The organism is Cellulomonas sp. KU4C (assembly GCF_056868065.1).
Window position 1 is genome coordinate 475,134 of the sequence record NZ_CP200322.1, and the last position, 17,445, is coordinate 492,578.

At 75.5% G+C, this 17,445-nt stretch carries 16 protein-coding genes; 11 read left to right on the plus strand and 5 right to left on the minus strand.

Annotated elements, in window-relative coordinates; all coding sequences use genetic code 11:
• Window positions 1-22 precede the first annotated feature (22 nt).
• Both AC1VL8_RS02245 and AC1VL8_RS02250 read right to left on the minus strand, forming a co-directional pair.
• The gene (locus tag AC1VL8_RS02245; RefSeq protein WP_483073958.1) at window positions 23-1,501 is read right to left on the minus strand and encodes an amidohydrolase; all 1,479 of its coding nucleotides are present in this window, start codon (window positions 1,499-1,501) and stop codon (window positions 23-25) included.
• Window positions 1,502-1,541: 40 nt separating this feature from the next.
• Window positions 1,542-2,264 (minus strand): FMN-binding negative transcriptional regulator, encoded by a 723-nt coding sequence (locus AC1VL8_RS02250; protein WP_483073959.1) that lies wholly within the window; start codon window positions 2,262-2,264, stop codon window positions 1,542-1,544.
• Between the two features lie 431 nt (window positions 2,265-2,695).
• On the opposite strand from AC1VL8_RS02250, the gene AC1VL8_RS02255 reads away from it, so the two are divergent.
• From AC1VL8_RS02255 to AC1VL8_RS02305, 11 genes are all read left to right on the plus strand, one after another.
• Window positions 2,696-4,174, plus strand: a complete 1,479-nt coding sequence (locus tag AC1VL8_RS02255; protein WP_483073960.1) for a peptide ABC transporter substrate-binding protein — start codon at window positions 2,696-2,698, stop codon at window positions 4,172-4,174.
• The gene (locus AC1VL8_RS02260) at window positions 4,171-5,589 is read left to right on the plus strand and encodes a M14 family zinc carboxypeptidase (protein ID WP_483073961.1); all 1,419 of its coding nucleotides are present in this window, start codon (window positions 4,171-4,173) and stop codon (window positions 5,587-5,589) included. The genes AC1VL8_RS02255 and AC1VL8_RS02260 overlap by 4 nt, the downstream gene beginning before the upstream one ends.
• Entirely contained in the window at window positions 5,586-6,512 is a 927-nt protein-coding gene (locus AC1VL8_RS02265) for an ABC transporter permease (RefSeq protein ID WP_483073962.1), read from the plus strand. The genes AC1VL8_RS02260 and AC1VL8_RS02265 overlap by 4 nt, the downstream gene beginning before the upstream one ends.
• On the plus strand, window positions 6,505-7,374 hold the full coding sequence (locus AC1VL8_RS02270) for an ABC transporter permease (RefSeq protein WP_483073963.1): 870 nt from the start codon (window positions 6,505-6,507) through the stop codon (window positions 7,372-7,374). The genes AC1VL8_RS02265 and AC1VL8_RS02270 overlap by 8 nt, the downstream gene beginning before the upstream one ends.
• Window positions 7,375-7,412: 38 nt before the next feature.
• On the plus strand, window positions 7,413-8,852 hold the full coding sequence (locus AC1VL8_RS02275) for a serine hydrolase domain-containing protein (RefSeq protein ID WP_483073964.1): 1,440 nt from the start codon (window positions 7,413-7,415) through the stop codon (window positions 8,850-8,852).
• Window positions 8,853-8,856: 4 nt separating this feature from the next.
• Window positions 8,857-9,414 carry a GbsR/MarR family transcriptional regulator gene (locus AC1VL8_RS02280; protein ID WP_483073965.1) on the plus strand — a complete coding sequence of 186 codons (558 nt, stop codon included), beginning with the start codon at window positions 8,857-8,859 and terminating at the stop codon, window positions 9,412-9,414.
• On the plus strand, window positions 9,411-11,090 hold the full coding sequence (locus tag AC1VL8_RS02285) for a dipeptide ABC transporter ATP-binding protein (protein ID WP_483073966.1): 1,680 nt from the start codon (window positions 9,411-9,413) through the stop codon (window positions 11,088-11,090). Before AC1VL8_RS02280 ends, AC1VL8_RS02285 begins: the two co-directional genes overlap by 4 nt.
• A 200-nt stretch (window positions 11,091-11,290) precedes the next feature.
• Entirely contained in the window at window positions 11,291-11,485 is a 195-nt protein-coding gene (locus tag AC1VL8_RS02290) for a hypothetical protein (protein ID WP_483073967.1), read from the plus strand.
• A 126-nt stretch (window positions 11,486-11,611) separates the two neighbouring features.
• Window positions 11,612-12,913, plus strand: a complete 1,302-nt coding sequence (locus AC1VL8_RS02295; protein ID WP_483073968.1) for a hypothetical protein — start codon at window positions 11,612-11,614, stop codon at window positions 12,911-12,913.
• A 127-nt stretch (window positions 12,914-13,040) separates the two neighbouring features.
• Complete coding sequence (gene sigK, locus AC1VL8_RS02300) at window positions 13,041-13,625, plus strand: ECF RNA polymerase sigma factor SigK (protein WP_483073969.1); 585 nt, start codon at window positions 13,041-13,043, stop codon at window positions 13,623-13,625.
• Window positions 13,622-14,509 carry an anti-sigma factor gene (locus tag AC1VL8_RS02305; RefSeq protein WP_483073970.1) on the plus strand — a complete coding sequence of 296 codons (888 nt, stop codon included), beginning with the start codon at window positions 13,622-13,624 and terminating at the stop codon, window positions 14,507-14,509. The genes sigK and AC1VL8_RS02305 overlap by 4 nt, the downstream gene beginning before the upstream one ends.
• Before the next feature lie 37 nt (window positions 14,510-14,546).
• On the opposite strand, the gene AC1VL8_RS02310 is transcribed toward AC1VL8_RS02305, so the two are convergent.
• Genes AC1VL8_RS02310 through AC1VL8_RS02320 form a run of 3 tightly spaced genes read right to left on the minus strand, consistent with a single transcriptional unit; the run spans window position 14,547 to window position 17,418 of the window.
• The gene (locus AC1VL8_RS02310; protein ID WP_483073971.1) at window positions 14,547-15,371 is read right to left on the minus strand and encodes an ABC transporter ATP-binding protein; all 825 of its coding nucleotides are present in this window, start codon (window positions 15,369-15,371) and stop codon (window positions 14,547-14,549) included.
• Window positions 15,368-16,372: a FecCD family ABC transporter permease gene (locus tag AC1VL8_RS02315; RefSeq protein ID WP_483073972.1), complete on the minus strand. Its 1,005-nt coding sequence runs from the start codon at window positions 16,370-16,372 to the stop codon at window positions 15,368-15,370. The genes AC1VL8_RS02310 and AC1VL8_RS02315 overlap by 4 nt, the downstream gene beginning before the upstream one ends.
• Window positions 16,369-17,418 (minus strand): FecCD family ABC transporter permease, encoded by a 1,050-nt coding sequence (locus AC1VL8_RS02320; protein ID WP_483073973.1) that lies wholly within the window; start codon window positions 17,416-17,418, stop codon window positions 16,369-16,371. The genes AC1VL8_RS02315 and AC1VL8_RS02320 overlap by 4 nt, the downstream gene beginning before the upstream one ends.
• Window positions 17,419-17,445: the final 27 nt, after the last annotated feature.

Genomic DNA, 17,445 nt, shown 5'->3' on the forward strand with positions numbered 1-17,445 from the left:
CCCGGGTCCGCGCGGGGTGGTGTCAGAACCCCCGGTGGGTCCAGCGGCCCGCGAGCAGCGTGCCCGCGACGGGCATGTCCCGGAGCACCGGCGCGTGCAGCGGGTCCGCGTCGAGCAGCACGAGGTCCGCGGGGGCCCCGACCGCCAGGGTCAGGGGCTGCCCGTCCGTGGACGACCGCAGGGCGGTCAGCAGGTCGAGTCGCTGCTCGGGGTGCCACGGCTCGCGGCCGTCACGAGCGCGGTCGACCGCCGCCGCCACGGCCTGCCAGGGGTCGAGCGGCGCGACCGGGGCGTCCGAGCCCATCGCGAGCCGGACCCCCGCGGCGGCGAGCGAGGCGAGGGCGAACGCGCGGTCGGTGCGGCCGGCCCAGTGGTGGTCGGCGACGTCGCGGTCGTCCATCGCGTGCTCGGGCTGCACGGACGCGACCACGTCGAGCGCGGCGAACCGGGCGACGTCGGCGTCGGTGAGCAGCTGGGCGTGCTCGATCGAGCCGCGGGCGCCGCTCGCCTCGAACGCGTCGAGCGCGAGGGTGTTGGCGTGGTCGCCGATGGCGTGGATCGCGCAGGTCAGGCCGTGGCGGTGGGCGTGCGCCATCAGCGGCACCAGGTGCTCGGTGGGGACCGACAGGATGCCGTGCGCCTCCGGCCCGCTCAGCCCGGGGTACGGGTCGTGGCAGTACGCGGTCCGGGTGTTCAGCGAGCCGTCGGTGACCACCTTGAGCGGGCCCTGCTCGAGCAGACCCCCGGTGCCGACGACGACGTCGCCGGTGCGCAGCTCCTGGGCGAGCACGCCGTCGAGGTACGGCTCCCACACGCCCGCCCGGACCCGCAGGGCGTCCGAGCCCGCGGCGATCCGGCGGCGCCAGGGGCCGAGGTTCTCGGTGATCTCGAGCTCGACGACGCCGACCACGCCGCGGGCTGCCGCGGCCCGCGCGGCCTCGTCGACCCACGCGTCGGCGACCTCGTCGGTGACGTGGTCGACGACGCTGGTCAGCGGCAGCCACTCGGCCTCGCGCAGCAGCCCGGTCGGGTGGCCGGCGACGCCCGCGTACCGCAGTCCCGCGGTGCTGAACCAGGCGCAGTGCAGGTCGCCGGACACGAGGACCACGGGCGTCTCGCCGACCGCCGCGTCGAGCACGGCGGCGGTCGGCTCGTCGGGCCACAGGCCGTCGCGGAACCCGTAGCCGACCAGCGCGGTGCCGGGCGTCAGCGGGCGGGCCGCCAGCCGGTCGAGCACGATCCGCACCGCGTGCGCGGCGGACGTCGCGGCGGACACGTCGAGCCGCTGCCGGGCCAGCGCCCACTGCGTCATGTGGGTGTGCGCGTCCCAGAGCCCGGGCAGGACCGTGCGCCCGTCGACGTCGACCTGCTCGACGCCCGCGCCGACCGTCGCCGCGAGGTCCGGGCCGACCGCCTGCACGCGGCCGTCGCGCAGCAGGACGTCGACGGTGCGCGGGGCGCCGAGCAGGCGGGCGCGGGTGAGCACGAGCGGTGCGGTCACGGGGGTCTCTCTCGGTCGGGGCGGTGGTGGTGCGCGGCGCTCAGTCGGCGCGGCGGTCGAGCTCGGCGCGCATGGCGTCGGCGAGCGCCGGGTGCGCGTAGTGGGGGTCGGTGCGCAGCGCCGCGGTGACGCGCTCGGCGACCTCGCGGGGCTTGTCCTGGCTGAGCTTGGCCTTGGCCTGGTAGCGGGTGACCCGCAGCCGGATCCCGACGGCGCCGGGGGCGATCCGGCGGGCGTACCCCTCGACGTCGGGCATCCGGACCGGGTCGGGCATGGGGGCCTCGTACCGGTCGACGGTGGCGGCCATCACGGCGTAGGAGTCCTCGGGGTCGAGCAGCTCGAGGGTGCCGTAGAGGTGCACGGCCACGTAGTTCCACGTCGGGACCGCGGGGGCGTAGCCGTACCAGCCGGGCGACACGTAGCCGTACGAGCCCTCGACGACGAGCAGGTGCTCGCGGGTGCCGTCGACCTGGTGCAGCAGCTCGTCGGGCCGGCCGAGGTGGCTCAGGACGTGCAGCGGGGCGGCGGGGACGGTGAACCGGTCGGGCAGGCCGTGGGCGTCGCGGCGGGGCCGGGGGGCCGGTGCCGGGTCGGGCGCGCCGGAGCCGCCGGGCAGGGCGACGTCCTGCGCGGGCAGCACGGGGACGTGGGACACGACGGGGCCGTCGTCGGTCGTGGAGACCAGCGTCGCCCACCCGTGGTCCCGCACGATCGCGCGCACCCGCGCCTCGTCGGTCAGCACGTAGTCGCCTGTGTGGATCACCCGGCCATCGAACCACCGCGGGCCCCCGCCGCGGCAGGTCCCTGGTGTGTCACGGACGTAAAAGCTTCATTTCCTACTGAACTTTCAGCAGTCCGGCTATTGACGCCGCCACCGCGGCCAGGGCTGACTGGGCGGCACCGCAGCCGGCCCGCCGAGCACGCCGCCGGGCACCGCGGGCGACGCGTCCCACCCCGACGCCGGTCCCCGCTCTCCCCCGCCCCGGCGCCCAGCCCCACCGCACTCCCCCTGACGACCCGGGCGGCACCCCCGCGCCGCCGACCCCTGTGGAGGACCCATGAGAACGTCCCGGATCCGGCTGGCCGCCGGCGCAGCCGTGCTCGCCCTCGCGCTCACCGCGTGCAGCGGCGGCGGCGGCGACAAGCTCCGACGGCGGCGCGTCCGCCGACGCGGGCGGCGGCATCCGCGTCGCCGTGACCGACCCCGTCAAGCTGATCCCCGGCCGCCAGGACATCGCGTTCGACTTCGCGATGTCCGTCTGGTCCTCCCTGACCTGGGCCGACGACGAGGGCGCCCTGTCCTACGTCGCCGCCGAGTCCGTCGAGTCCGACGACGCGACCACCTGGACGATCGTGCTGAAGGACGGCTGGACGTTCCACGACGGGACGCCGGTCACCGCGCAGTCCTACGTCGACGCGTGGAACGCCGTCGCCTACGGGCCGAACGCGTTCGAGAACACCGGCCAGCTCGCGAACATCGTCGGCTACGCGGACCTCAACCCGACCGAGGGCGAGCCCACCACCACCGAGATGTCCGGCCTGCAGGTCGTGGACGACACGACGTTCACCGTGACCCTGACCGGCCCGGACGGCCAGTTCCCGATGCAGCTGTCCCAGGCGCAGACGGCGTTCTACCCGATGCCGGAGTCCGCGTACGAGGACTTCGACGCCTACAACACGCACCCCGTCGGCAACGGCCCGTTCGAGGTCGAGGGCGACTACGCCGAGAACGAGGAGCTCACGGTCACGGCGTACGAGGACTACCAGGGCCCCGAGCCGACGGTCGACTCGATCACCTTCGTGCCGTACACGGACACCACCACCGCCTACACCGACGTGCAGGCCGGGAACGTCGACGTCGCGGGCGTCCCCGTCGCCCGGCAGACCCAGGCCGCCGCGGACTTCGGCGACCGGCTGTACTCGTTCGAGGCCGCGGGCATCTCCTACCTCGGCCTCCCGCTGTGGGACGCCCGCTACTCCGACGTCCGCGTCCGTCAGGCCATCTCGATGGCGATCGACCGGGAGACCATCAACGACGTCATCTACGGCGGCCTGTTCACCCCGGCCACCGCGCTGACCCCCGCCGTCGAGCCGGGGACGCCCGTCGGCATCTGCGGCGAGCTGTGCGCGTTCGACCCGGACGCCGCGAAGGCGCTGCTCGACGAGGCCGGCGGGTTCGACGGCACGATCGACATCTTCTACCCCGGCGGCTCCGGGATGGACGAGCTGTACACGGCCATCGCGAACCAGCTGCGGCAGAACCTCGGCGTCGACGCGGTCGCCACGCCGAGCACCGACTGGGCGGAGTTCGCCGAGAAGCGCACCGCCGGCTCGATCAGCGGTCCGTTCTTCTCCCGCTGGGGCGCCCTCTACCCGAGCCAGCAGAACACCCTGCGGGCGTTCTACGTCGACGGCGGCGGCTGCCCGAACTGCATCCCGTTCTACGAGCCCGAGGTCGCGTCGCTGATCGCCGCCGCGGACGCCGAGACGGACGCCGACGCGGCCGCCGAGGCCTACGGCGCGGTGCAGGAGCGGATCATCGCGGACTTCCCGGCCCCGCCGCTGTTCTTCGAGACCTACTCCTACGTCGTCTCGGACCGGGTCGAGGAGCTGCCCACCTCGGCGGTCGGCAACCCGACGTACACCGCCGTCGTCCTCGCCGAGGGCGCATGAGCCGGCGCACCACGGCGCACGCCGGGCCGGCGGGCTCGCTCGAGGACGTCCTCGAGCGGGCCCGCCGGGTCCCCCCGGTCGCCGGCTTCCCCGGCGTCGACGCGCTGCTCGCCTGGTTCGGCGCGCTGACCGCGGACCACCCCGACCTGGTCCGCGAGCGCAGGATCGGCACGTCCCGCCTGGGCGAGCCGATCCCGATGGTCACGATCGGCTCCGGCCCCCGGCCGCACCTGCTGTTCGCGGGCGTGCACCCCAACGAGCCGATCGGGTTCCGCACGCTGCAGCACCTGGCGTCGGAGCTCGTCGGGGACCCGGACCTGCTGGCAGCCTCGGACGCGACCTGGCACCTGATCCCGTGCATCGACCCGGACGGCACCCGGCTGAACGAGGGCTGGTTCGCCGACCCGGCGGACCGCACCGCGTACTCCCGCGCGTTCTACCGGCCCGCGCCCGCCGAGCAGGCGGAGTGGACGTTCCCGTTCGCCTACCGGGACGCCTGGTTCGACGACGTCATCCCCGAGACGCAGGCGCTCATGCGCGTGATCGACGAGATCCGGCCCGAGCTGATGGTCAGCCTGCACAACGCCGAGCTGGGCGGCGTCTACTACTACCTGTCCGAGGACGTGCCCGGCGCCGTCCCCGCGCTGCACGCCGTGCCCCGGGCGCTCGGGCTGCCGCTGGACGTGGGCGAGGCCGAGTCCCCGGCGATCAGGTCGATCGCCCCCGCGGTCTACCTGATGTCGAGCACGCGCGACGAGTACGACTACCTCGACTCCCTCGGGATGGACGCCGCCTCGATGGTCGGCGGCGACTCGTCGTCGGCGTACGCGAGCCGGCACGGCACCGTGTCGCTCGTCGCGGAGCTGCCGTACTGGTCGCACCCGCTCGCCGACGACACCACGCCGACGTCCGCGGACTACGCCGACGTCGTGCGCGCCAAGGGAGAGGCGATGATCGCGCTCGGCGGCACGCTGGTGGGCCTCCTCGACGAGGCCCGCCCGGACCTGACCATCCGCTCCCCGTTCCTGCGGGCCAGCGAGGCGTTCGTGCCGATGACCGCCGAGCTGGGCCGGTCCGAGGTGCTGCGCGCCGAGCGCCCGGGGCTGCGCCGCCCGGCCACGGCCGCCGAGGTGTTCAGCAACGAGGACGTCGTGCGGATGTTCCGGCTGCGCTGGGGCGGGATGCTGCTGCGCGCGCTGGACGCCGAGGTGCACGCCGGCCTCGCCACCGCCCGGGTGCACCGGGTCGCCGCGCGGGCCCGGGAGGTCTACGCCGGCTGGACCGCCGAGGCCGACTCGCTGACCGGCCTGACCGTCCTGCCCGTCGAGCAGCTGGTCGGCGTGCAGTACGGCGCGACGCTGGCGATGTCGCGGGTGCTGGCCGACCGCGCCGCGGGCCGTGGGGGGACCCGGTGACCCGTTACGCCCTGCGCCGGGCCGTCGAGCTGGTGATCGTGTTCCTCGGCGTCACGCTGATCATCTACCTGATGGTGTTCGCCCTGCCCGGGGACCCGATCCGGTCCCTCGGCGGCGACCGGCCGCTGCCGGACAACGTCGTCGCCGAGCTCCGCGAGCGCTACCACCTCGACGAGCCCGTGCTCCAGCAGTACCTGCGCTACCTCGGCGGTCTGGTCACCGGCGACCTCGGGACGAACTTCAGCGGCCAGTCCGTGGCCTCGCGGATGGAGTCGCGCTGGCCGGTCACGATCACCCTCGCGCTGACCGCGTGGGGCATCGAGGTCGTCCTCGGCGTCGCCCTCGGCCTGGTCGCCGGGCTCCGCCAGGGCCGGTTCGCCGACCGCGCGGTGCTGGCCGGCACGATCCTCGCGACCAGCATCCCCGTGTTCGTCGTCGCGGTGACCGCGCAGCTGGTGCTCGGCGTCCGGCTCGGCTGGTTCCCCGTCGCCGGCACGAGCGCGGGCTGGCCGACCGCCTACCTGCTGCCCGCCGCCGTCATCGCCGTCTTCGGGCTGGCGTCCGTCACCCGCCTGATGCGGGGCTCGGTGGTCGACACCCTGCAGTCCGACTTCGTGCGGACGCTGCGCGCCAAGGGGCTGCGCGAGCGGCGGGTCGTGGGCGTGCACGTGCTGCGCAGCTCCGCGATCCCCGTGCTGACGTTCCTCGCCATCGACCTGGGGTTCCTGCTCGGCGGGACCGTCGTGGTCGAGGGCGTGTTCAACCTGCCCGGCGTCGGCCAGCTGCTGTTCCAGGCGATCCGCGCGCACGAGGGCCCGACCGTCGTCGGCGTCTCCACCGCGCTGATCATCATCTTCCTGCTGACGAACCTGGTCGTGGACCTGCTGTCGTCCGTGCTCGACCCGAGGATCCGCCATGAGTGACACCGTCGTGGCCGCCCCGCGCGGCGTCTGGCGCACCCTGCGCCGCCGACCCCTGTTCTGGGTGTGCGCCGCCGTCCTCGCCGTGCTGGCGCTGGTCGCGCTGGTCCCGTCGGCGTTCGCCGGCTGGTTCGGCCAGGCCGACCCGCGGGCCTGCGACCTCGCCGACAGCGCCCTGCGCCCGGGCGGCGACCACGTCTTCGGCACCGACGTCCAGGGCTGCGACGTGTGGGCCAACGTCGTCTACGGCACCCGGGCGTCGCTCACCGTCGGCCTGCTCGCCACGGCGCTCGCGCTGCTCGTGGCCCTCGTGGTCGGGACGGTCGCCGGGTTCTACGGCGGGCTCGCCGACCGGCTGGTCTCGCGGCTGACCGACGTGTTCCTCGGGTTCCCGTTCCTGCTCGGCGCCGTCGTCGTGCTGACCTCGATCGGCACCCGGTCCGCGGTGACCGTGGCGCTCGTGCTCGCGCTGTTCTCCTGGCCGACGATGGCCCGCCTCGTCCGCGGGTCCGTCCGCGCCGTCCGCGACGCCCCGTACGTCGAGGCGGCGAAGGCCATGGGCCTGCGGGACCGCCGGATCATCGCCCGCTACGTGCTGCCGAACTCCATCGGCCCGGTGCTCGCGGTGGCGACCACGATGGTCGGCGGCGTGATCGTCTCGGAGTCCACCCTGACGTTCCTCGGCCTCGGGCTGCGGGCGCCGTCGATCTCCTGGGGGCTGCAGCTGTCCAGCGCGCAGACCTACTTCCAGACGTCCCCGCACATGCTGCTGTTCCCGAGCCTGTTCCTCACCGTCACCGTGCTGGCGATGATCACCCTGGGCGACGTGCTCCGCGACGTCCTCGACCCGAAGGGCCGCGGCTGACGCCGCGCGGACCCACCCCCGACCGAGAGGCACACCCGATGTCCGACAGCACCACCGCCACCCTCCGCGCCGCAGCGCCGTACCTCGCCTCCTGGGTCGACCAGCAGGGCGCGTTCCGGCGGGCCGTGGGCATCCAGGTGGCGATCCGGTCCGGGGACGACGTCGTCCTCGACCACGTGTGGGGCCTGGCCGACGCGACCACCGGCGAGCCGCTGCGCGCCGACCACCTGTTCCGGATCGCCTCGCACTCCAAGTCGTTCACCGCCACCGCCGTGATGCGTCTGGTCGAGGCCGGGCGGCTGCGCCTGGACGACACCCTCGGCGCCCTGGTGCCGGACCTCGCGGGGTCGTCGCTGGCCGGGCGCACCGTCCGCGAGCTGCTCGGCCACCAGGCCGGGGTGATCCGCGACGGCGAGCACGCGGACTTCTGGCAGCTCGACGGCCCGTTCCCCGACCGGGCGGAGCTGCTCGCCGAGGTCGGCCGGGCCGGGGAGGTCTACGGGCCCAACGAGCACTTCAAGTACTCCAACATCGGCTACGGCCTGCTGGGCCTCGTCGTCGAGGCCGTCACCGGCGAGCCCTACGCCGACCACCTGCGCACCGCCGTGCTCGACCCGCTCGGCATGGCCGACACCGGCGCCGAGTACGACCCGGCCCGCGCCGACCAGTACGCCGCCGGGCACACCGCCCTGCTCGACGCCGCCGACACCCGCGAGCGCATCGAGCACGTCGACACCCGCGCGCTGGCCGCGGCGACCGGGTTCTTCTCCACCGCCCGCGACATGACGACGTTCGGCGCCGCGCACTTCCACGGCGACGAGACCCTGCTGTCCGACGCCGGCAAGCGGCTGCTGCACCGCCAGGAGTCCGTCGTCACCGTGCACGGCAAGGAGGTCGGCCGCTACGGCATCGGCCTCGACCTGCGGACCATCGGCGACCGCGAGGTCGTCGGGCACTCCGGCGGCTACCCCGGCCACATCACGCGGACCTACATCGACCCGGCGAAGAAGCTCGTCGTCAGCGTCCTGACCAACGCCATCGACGGGCCTGCCGACGCCCTCGCCGTCGGGCTGATCCAGCTGATCGACCTCGCCCTGAACCCCCCGGCCGACCCCGCACCGCTGCCCGTCGACGCCCGGCCGCTCGCCGCGTACACCGGCCGGTTCGGCGCCCTGTGGGGCGTCACCGACATCGCGGAGCTCGGCGGCCGGCTGCTGATGCTGCACCCCGCGGCGCCCGACCCGACCGCCGCGTACGACGAGCTCACCGTCGCCGGCCGCGACCTGCTGCGCACCGCCCGGCAGCCGGGCTTCGGCTCCGCCGGCGAGGACGTCGTGATCGAGCGCGCCGACGACGGCTCGATCGCGGCGGTCCGCAACGGGATGACCTCGTGGCCGATCGACGAGTTCCGCCGCCGCCGCACCGGGATGACACGTCGCCGGGACGCCGGTGCGCCCGTCCCGTCGTCCCTAGGGTGAGCGCATGAGCAGCGACGCCACGCCCGACCGCCCCGCCACCGCCGCCGAGCCCGGGCCCGAGGAGGTCGAGCTCTCGGCCGGGACCCTGCACTGGGTCGAGCAGTTCGCGCTGACCTGGGAGGGCGTGAACAGCCCGCGCATGGAGGGCCGGATCGTCGGCCTGCTCATCATCGTGGACCGCCCGTACCTGTCGTCGCAGCAGATCGCCCGCCTGCTCACCGCGAGCGCCGGCGCGGTGTCGACGGCCACCCGGCGGCTGGTCGAGATCGGCTTCATCCAGCGGCACGCGATCCCCGGCGACCGGAACCACTACTTCCGCGTCGAGGACGACATCTGGGGCAGCTGGCTGGAGGGCGAGCGCTCGTACCTGCCGAGGTTCCAGCGGGTCATCGACGAGGGCCTGGCGGCGCAGCCCGACGTGGACGAGGGCCCGCGGCGCCGGCTCGTCAACGCCCGCAACTACATGGAGTGGCTCGCGGGCCACCACCGCAAGATGCTCGCCGAGTGGCAGGCCTACCGCGACTCGCTGCCCCCGCAGGACGCCCCGACAGGAGACCAGTGACCACGGACACCGCCCCGGCCCCCGCCCCCGTCCTGCGCGTGCGGGACCTCACCGTCACCTTCCGCGTCGACCGCGGCCGCAGCCCCGACGTGCACGCCGTGCGCGGGGTGTCCTTCGACCTCGCGGCCGGCGAGGTGCTGGCCGTCGTCGGCGAGTCCGGCTCGGGCAAGAGCGTGTCGTCGCTCGCGCTGCTCGGCCTGCTGCCCGGCAACGCCACCGTGACCGGCAGCGCCGTGCTCAGCGGGCCGGGCCACGACGCGACCGAGCTCGTCGGCCTCGACCGGCGCGCCCTCGCGGACGTCCGCGGCCGCCGCGTCGCGATGATCTTCCAGGACCCGTCGAACGCGCTCGACCCGGTGTTCACCATCGGCTCCCAGCTGCGCGAGACCCTGCGCCGGCACGTGCCCGGCATGACCCGCCGCGCCGCCGACGAGCGCGCCGTCGAGCTGCTGCGCACCGTCGAGCTGCCCGACCCCGAGCAGCGCGTGCGGTTCTACCCGCACCAGCTGTCCGGCGGGCAGGCGCAGCGCGTGATGATCGCGATGGCCCTGGCGTGCGACCCCGAGGTGCTGGTCGCCGACGAGCCGACCACCGCCCTCGACGTCACCGTCCAGCAGGAGGTGCTCGAGGTCCTGCGCCGGCTGCGCGCCCGCACCGGGGCGGCGGTCGTGCTCATCACCCACGACATGGGCGTCGTCGCCGACCTCGCCGACCGCGTCGTCGTCATGCGCGACGGCGAGGTCGTCGAGACCGCGGCCGTCGCCGACCTGTTCGCCACCCCGCGCGCGGAGTACACCCGCACCCTGCTGGCCGCCGTCCCCCGGGTCGGCGCCCCCGAGCGACCCAGCACCGCCGACGTCCGCGAGCGCCCGGCGCTGAACGTCGAGGACCTGGTCGTCGAGTACCGCAACCGCCGCGGGCGCGTCGTGCGCGCCGTCGACGGCGTGACCCTGCGCGTGCAGCCCGGCGAGATGGTCGCCCTCGTCGGCGAGTCCGGCTCCGGCAAGTCCACCCTCGGCCGGTGCGCCCTCGGCCTCGCGCCCCTCACGTCCGGCAGCGTCGAGGTCGTCGGCACCCGGCTCGGCCGGGACACCCCGCGCGCCGTCCGGGCGGCCCGCACCCGGGTCGGCGTGGTGTTCCAGAACCCCACCGCCTCCCTCAACCCCCGCTACACGATCGGCGAGTCCGTCGCCGAGCCGCTGCGGGTGCACGCCGGCCTGAAGGGCGACGCCCTGCGGACCCGGGTCACCGCGCTGCTCGACGGCGTCGAGCTCCCCGGCGCGTGGGCCTCGCGGTACCCGCACGAGCTGTCCGGCGGCCAGCGCCAGCGCGTGTCCATCGCCCGCGCGATCGCGCTCGACCCCGAGCTGCTGATCGCCGACGAGCCGACGTCCGCGCTCGACGTCTCCGTCCAGGCCACCGTCCTCGAGCTGTTCCGGTCCATCCAGCAGCGCCTGCGGTTCGCCTGCCTGTTCATCAGCCACGACCTCGCCGTCGTGGACGAGCTCGCCGACCGCGTCGCCGTCATGCACCGCGGCCGGCTCGTCGAGGTCGGCGAACGCAGCCGCGTACTGCGGTCCCCCGACCACGCGTACACGCAGCGGCTGCTCGAGGCCGCACCCGTGCCGGACCCGGCGCAGCAGGCCGCGCGGCGGGCGGCGCGACTGGCGTCCTGACCCCTACCCAGGCCCGTGATCCCGACCACACGGGAGGATTTCACCCACCCCTGGGTGGCGGATCCCGCAGATCCGTGTGACACCGTCCGATGGACACGAGACCACGGACGCGCACCACGCGCGGACGCGGGCACCGCGACACCGGCTCGCCGCCGGTGCCGTCTCGGGCCGCTCCCCCGGCGGCCCCGCCAGGAGGACGCATGAACACCGACAGCACGACCACCGACGCCCGGCTGCACGTCGTCACCGGCCCCCTGCCGTGCGCCGCACGGCCGCACTCCGGCCTCGTGCACCGCGACGGCCCCTGCCGGTGCTTCGTCGGCGGCCCCGCCCCGGAGCACGACCACCGGCCCCAGGACGCGCTGCTCGCCCTCGCCCACCACGGCGCCGCGTAGCCACCGGCAGCCGCCCGCCGCAGTCACCCACAGTCACCCACAGTCACCCGCAACCGGGACCCATCCGCCGCCCCACCCGCTCCGAACCCCTCGTGAACACCAACCGAGGGACCCCAAGGAGCGATGATGCGACGCACCCGCAGCACCTACGCCGTGGCCGCGATGGCCGCCGGACTGACGCTGAGCCTGACCCTGGCCGCCTGCAGCAGCAGCGAGGACACGTCGACCGGCAGCAGCATGCCGTCCGCGTCGTCCTCGGCCGACGGCATGGACGGCATGGACATGGGCACCGGCGCGGTCGAGCCGGTCAGCACCGGTGACCCGTTCGCCGACGCCCGTACCGCCGCCCAGCACATGCCCGAGACCGGCCTGACGCTCGCCACCGGCCTGGCCGCGGCGACCGGCACCGCCGGCGAGGTCGACTCCGACGCCGCCACCCTGCGGTCCGCGCTGACCGCCCTGCTCCAGGAGCACGTCTACCTGACCGGCATCGGCGTCGCCACGGCCTACACCGCCGGCGCCGACTCCGACGAGTTCGCCGCCGCGAAGGCCGCGCTCGACGGCAACACCGCCGACATGACCGACGCGATCGCCTCCCTCGCGGGCGACGACGCCGGTGCCACGTTCCAGCAGGTCTGGGACGCGCACATCGGCTACTTCGTCGACTACGCCGTCGCCGTGAAGTCCGGGGACACCGCCGCCGCGGCCGCCGCCCAGGCCGAGCTCGCGACGTACACCGTCGACGCCGGGGCGTTCTTCGAGCAGATCAGCGCCGGCAACCTGCCCGCCGCCGCCGTCACCGAGGCGCTCGCCATGCACGTGAGCACGATGTCCGCCGCGATCGACGCGCTCGCCGCGGGCGAGCCGACCGCGTCCGACACGCTCAAGGCCGCCGCCGACCACGTCGGCATGGACGCCGCGACCATCGCCACCGGCCTCGCCGCCGGCGCCGGCCTGTCCGGCGACGCGATGGACGACGCCTCGACCCTGCGGGCGAACCTCACCGCGATGCTCCAGGAGCACGTCTACCTGGCCTCGTACGCCGTGTTCACGGCCTACACCGCCGAGGGCGGCGTGGAGTCCCCCGCGTTCACCGCGGCGGCCGCCACGCTCGACGCCAACTCCGTGCAGCTCTCCGAGGCCGTGTCCTCGCTGGCCGGCGACGAGAACGGCGCCGCGTTCCTCGACCTGTGGCGCGAGCACATCGGGTTCTTCGTCGACTACGCCGTGGCCGACGCCACGGGCGACGAGGACGCCCGCCAGCAGGCCCTGCAGGACCTCGACGGCTACCGCGGCCCCGCCGGCGAGTTCTTCTCGACGATCAGCGACGGCGAGCTGCCCGCCGACGACGTCGCCGCCGGGCTCGGGATGCACGTCTCGACCCTCGCCGGCGCGATCGACTCGCTGGCCGCCGCGCTCGTCAAGTGACCGCACGCTGACGAGCTCCCCGCAGACGCGTGGCGCCGGCCCTCTCCCCGCCGGGCCGGCGCCACGCCCCTGCGGCCGTGGGGGCGTGACCGCGCTCCCCCGGCCGAGCACCGGTCCGTGCGGCAGGATGTCGCAGGTGTCCTCCCCCGGTACCCGCAGCACCGCGCCCGCGACGGCCGACGACGCCCTCGCCCGGGTCGCCGACGGCGACCGCGACGCGTTCGGCCCGCTGTACGACATGCTGTCCCCCGCCGTGCACGGCACGGCCCTCGCCGTCCTGCGCGATCCCGATCACGCGGCCGAGGTCACCCAGGAGGTCATGGTGGAGATCTGGCGCACCGCGTCCCGCTGGGACGCCCGACGCGGCTCGGCCCGCGCGTGGGCGACCACGATGGCGCACCGCCGGGCGGTCGACCGCGTCCGCTCCGTGCAGGCCCAGCGCAACCGCGACCAGGCCGTCCTCGACGCCGACCGCCCCCGGGACTTCGACGTCGTCTCCGAGCAGGCCGAGACCAACCTCGAGGCCCAGCGCGTCCGGCACTGCCTGGGCGGCCTCACCGACACCCAGCGCGAGGCCGTCGTCCTCGCCTACTACGACGGGCGCACCTACCGGGAGGTCGCCGAGAGGCTGGAGGCCCCCCTGCCCACCGTGAAGAGCCGGATCCGCGACGGCCTCACCCGCCTGCGCGACTGCCTGGGGGTGGCGGCGTGACCGACCCCACCGCCCCCCGCCCCGGCGACCCGCGGCCCGGCGACCGACGGTCCGACGACGCCGCCACCCGCGAGCTGATTGGCGCCTGGGCGCTGGACGCCCTCGACGACGCCGACCGCGCCGCCGTCGACGACCTGATCGCCCGCGACACCGACGCGGCCCGCGAGGCCCGCTCCCTGCGCGAGACCGCCGCCGTCCTCGGTGCGGCCGTCGCCGTCGAGCCCCCCGCCGCCGTCCGCGACGCCGTGCTCGACCTCGTCGCGCGCACCCCGCAGGCCGGTGCGACCGACGCCGGGACCGGCACCCCCGGCGCACGGCCGCACGTCGCACCCGCGCACGCGGTGCCGCCCGCCGGGACGTCCGCCGGGCCGTCGTCCACCCGGCCCGGGTCCGCGCCCGCCACCGCCACCCGCCCCGCCGGGCGCGGCACCCGCCGTCGGCGCCGGCTGGCGACGCTCGCCGCGGCGCTCGTCGTCGCCCTCGCCGTGGCCGTCCCGAGCACCATCGCCTGGCAGCAGGCGCAGCGCGCGACCGAGGTCCAGGCCCGCGCCGACCGGCTCACCGAGCTGCTCGCCGAGCCGGGCGCTCGCGTCGCGTCCGCCGCGGTCACCTCCGGCGGCACCGCCGTCGCGGTCGTCACCGCCGACGCGGCGATCGTCACCGCCACCGGCGTCACCGCCCCCGGCACCGACGAGGTCTACCAGCTCTGGGTCATGCGCGACGGCGTCCCGCTGCGCGGCGGCACGACCGGGGTCGTCGACGGCACCCTCGAGATCGGCACCGACGCCTACCGCACCGGCGACGCGCTCGCGCTCACCGTCGAACCCGCCGGCGGGTCCGAGCAGCCGACCAGCGAGCCGGTCGTCGTCCTCGCCCCGGCCTGAGCCGCAGAGCCCGGGGCGGGCCGACCGGGCCGGCGGGTCAGCCCCGGTCGGTCCCGTGCCGCACGTGCGCGTCGCGGGCCACCGGGACGACCATCGGCGTCCCCGTCTCCGGGTCCGGCACCACGCGCGCGGCCAGGCCGAAGACGTCACGGACCAGCGCCTCCGTCACGACCTGCTCCGGCGGGCCCTGCGCCACGACCCGGCCCCCGCGCATCGCGATCACGTGCGACCCGTACCGCGCCGCCTGGTTCAGGTCGTGCAGCACCGCCACCAGCGTCCGACCCTCCTCGTGCAGCCGGGCGCACAGGTCCATCACCTCGTACTGGTGCGCGATGTCCAGGAACGTCGTCGGTTCGTCGAGCAGCAGCAGGTCCGTCTCCTGCGCGAGCGCCATCGCCAGCCACGCGCGCTGCCGCTGCCCACCCGACAGGTCCGACACGTACCGCTCCGCGAGGTCCGTGACCTCGGTCGCCGCCATCGCCACCGCGACCGCCCGCGCGTCCTGCGGCGACCACTGCCGCAGCAGGCCCTGGTGCGGGTACCGGCCCCGCGCGACCAGGTCGCCGACCGTGATCGCCTCCGGCGCGATCGGGCTCTGCGGGAGCAGCGCCAGCCTCCGCGCGATCGCGCGGGTGCGCAGCTGCGCCATCGGCTGCCCGTCGAGCAGCACCCGGCCGGCGCGCGGCTTCAGCGTCCGGGCCAGCGCGCGCAGCAACGTCGACTTGCCGCAGCCGTTCGGCCCGATGATGACCGTGAACGACCCCGCCGGGATCTCGACCGACAGGTCCTGCGCGACGACCAGACGGTCGTAGGCGAGCGTCACCCCGTCGGTCGCGAGCGGTGCGGTCGTCGTGGCGGTCATGCCGTCCCCTTCCTCCACTCGCGCACCAGGAGGTACGCGAGGTACGAGCCACCGAGCAGCGCGGTCAGCACCCCGACGGGGTACTGCACGCCCCACGGCGCGTGCTGGGCCAGGAGGTCCGCGGCGACCAGCAGCACCGCGCCCGTGCACGCCGCCGCCATCATGCCCGGCCCCGTCGACCGGGTGACCCGGCGCGCGATCTGCGGCGCCGTCAGCGCGATGAACGACACCGGGCCGCACACGCTCACCGCCGCGGCCGTCAACGCCACCCCGACCGCGATCGCGAGCGAGCGCGTGCGACCCGGCGCCACACCGAGCGCCGTCGCCGCGTCGTCGCCCATCTCCACGAGCTGCAGCCGCCGGGTCAGCGACAGCGCGAGCGGCAGCAGCACCACGAGCGCCAGCGCGATCGTCGTGACGTGCCCGGCGTTGCGCGACAGCAGGCTGCCGTTGAGCCACGCCGCGACCGTCTGCGCCTCCTCGGTGGTCGCCCGCGCCAGCGCGAGCTGCACGAACGCGAGGGCCATCGCCCCGATCGCGATGCCCACCACGACCATCCGGAACGGCGCCTTCACCCCCCGGCCCGCCCCGAGCAGCACCAGCGCGACCGCGACCCCCGCGCCGACCAGCGCCCCCACCGGACCCGGCACCACGCCGGGCCAGACCAGCGTCGCCGCCGCCGCACCCGCCGCCGCGCCCGACCCCAGCCCGATGATGTCCGGGCTGCCGAGCGGGTTGCGGGTGACGCTCTGGAAGATCGCCCCGGCCACGCCGAACGCCGCCCCCGCGCCGACCGCCACCCCGATCCGCGGCGCCCGGTTGGACCACAGCACCCACTCCTGCGCCTTCGACCCGTCACCCGCCAGGACCGCCGGCAGCTCCGCCGGGGAGATCCCCAGGTCGCCCACCGCGACCGTCACCAGCGCGAGCAGCACCACGACGACCAGCGCCACCAGGCACACCACCACCGGCCGCCGGCTCACCCGGACCGCGACCCTCACAGCCCCACCCGCCCACGGCGCACGGCCACCACCAGGAACGGGGCACCGACGAACGCCGTCACCACCCCGACCATCAGCTCCCCGGGACGTGCCACGACCCGGCCGACGACGTCCGCGCCGAGCAGCAGCACCGGACCCAGCAGCGCGCAGTACGGCAGCAGCCACCGGTGGTCCGAGCCCGTGAACGCCCGCACCGTCAACGGCACCGCCAGCCCGACGAACGCCACCGGCCCCACCGCCGCGACCGACGCCGCCGCGAGCACCGTCGCCGCCGTCCCCGCCAGCGCCCGCGTCCGGCCCGAGCTCAGGCCCAGCGTCGTCGCCGTCTCGTCGCCGAGCGCCAGCGCGTTCAGCCCCCGCGCCAGCAGACCCGCCAGCACCAGCCCCGCGACCACGAACGGGACCACCAGCCCCACCGTGCCGTCCGGGCGGCCCGCCAACGACCCGATCACCCAGAACCGGTACGTCGAGAACACCTCCGGGTCTGCGAGCGTCACCGCCTGCACCAGCGCCACCAGCACCGCTGCGATCGCCGACCCCGCCAGCACCAGCCGCACCGGCGTCGCCCGTCCGCGCGGCCCGCCCGAGCCGATCACGTACACCGCGACCGTCGCCAGCACCGCGCCCGGCAGCGCCGCCCAGACGGAGCGCCCCGCGGTCCCGCCGGCCAGGGCCGTCACGACCACCACCGACGCCGACGCGCCCGCGTTCACCCCCAGGAGACCCGGGTCGCCCAGGGGGTTGCGGGTCAGACCCTGGATCACCGCGCCCGAGACCGCCAGCGCCGCACCCGCCAGCACCCCCAGCACCGTCCGGGACAGCCGCGACTGCACGACCGCCGAGGTGTAGCCGTCGTCCGGGTGGAGCCACGCCGACCACACCTCGCCCAGCGGCACGGACTTCGAGCCGACCGCGACGCTCAGCCCGCAGGCCAGCACCAGCAGCGCCACGGCCGCCACCAGCCCCGCCGCGAGCAGCCACGCGCGCGACCGCGAGCCCCGCGCGGTGCTGCGCGGGGCTCGCGGGGTCGCGACGACGTCGGTCACTGGCTTGTCACGTGGGGTCGGCCGCCG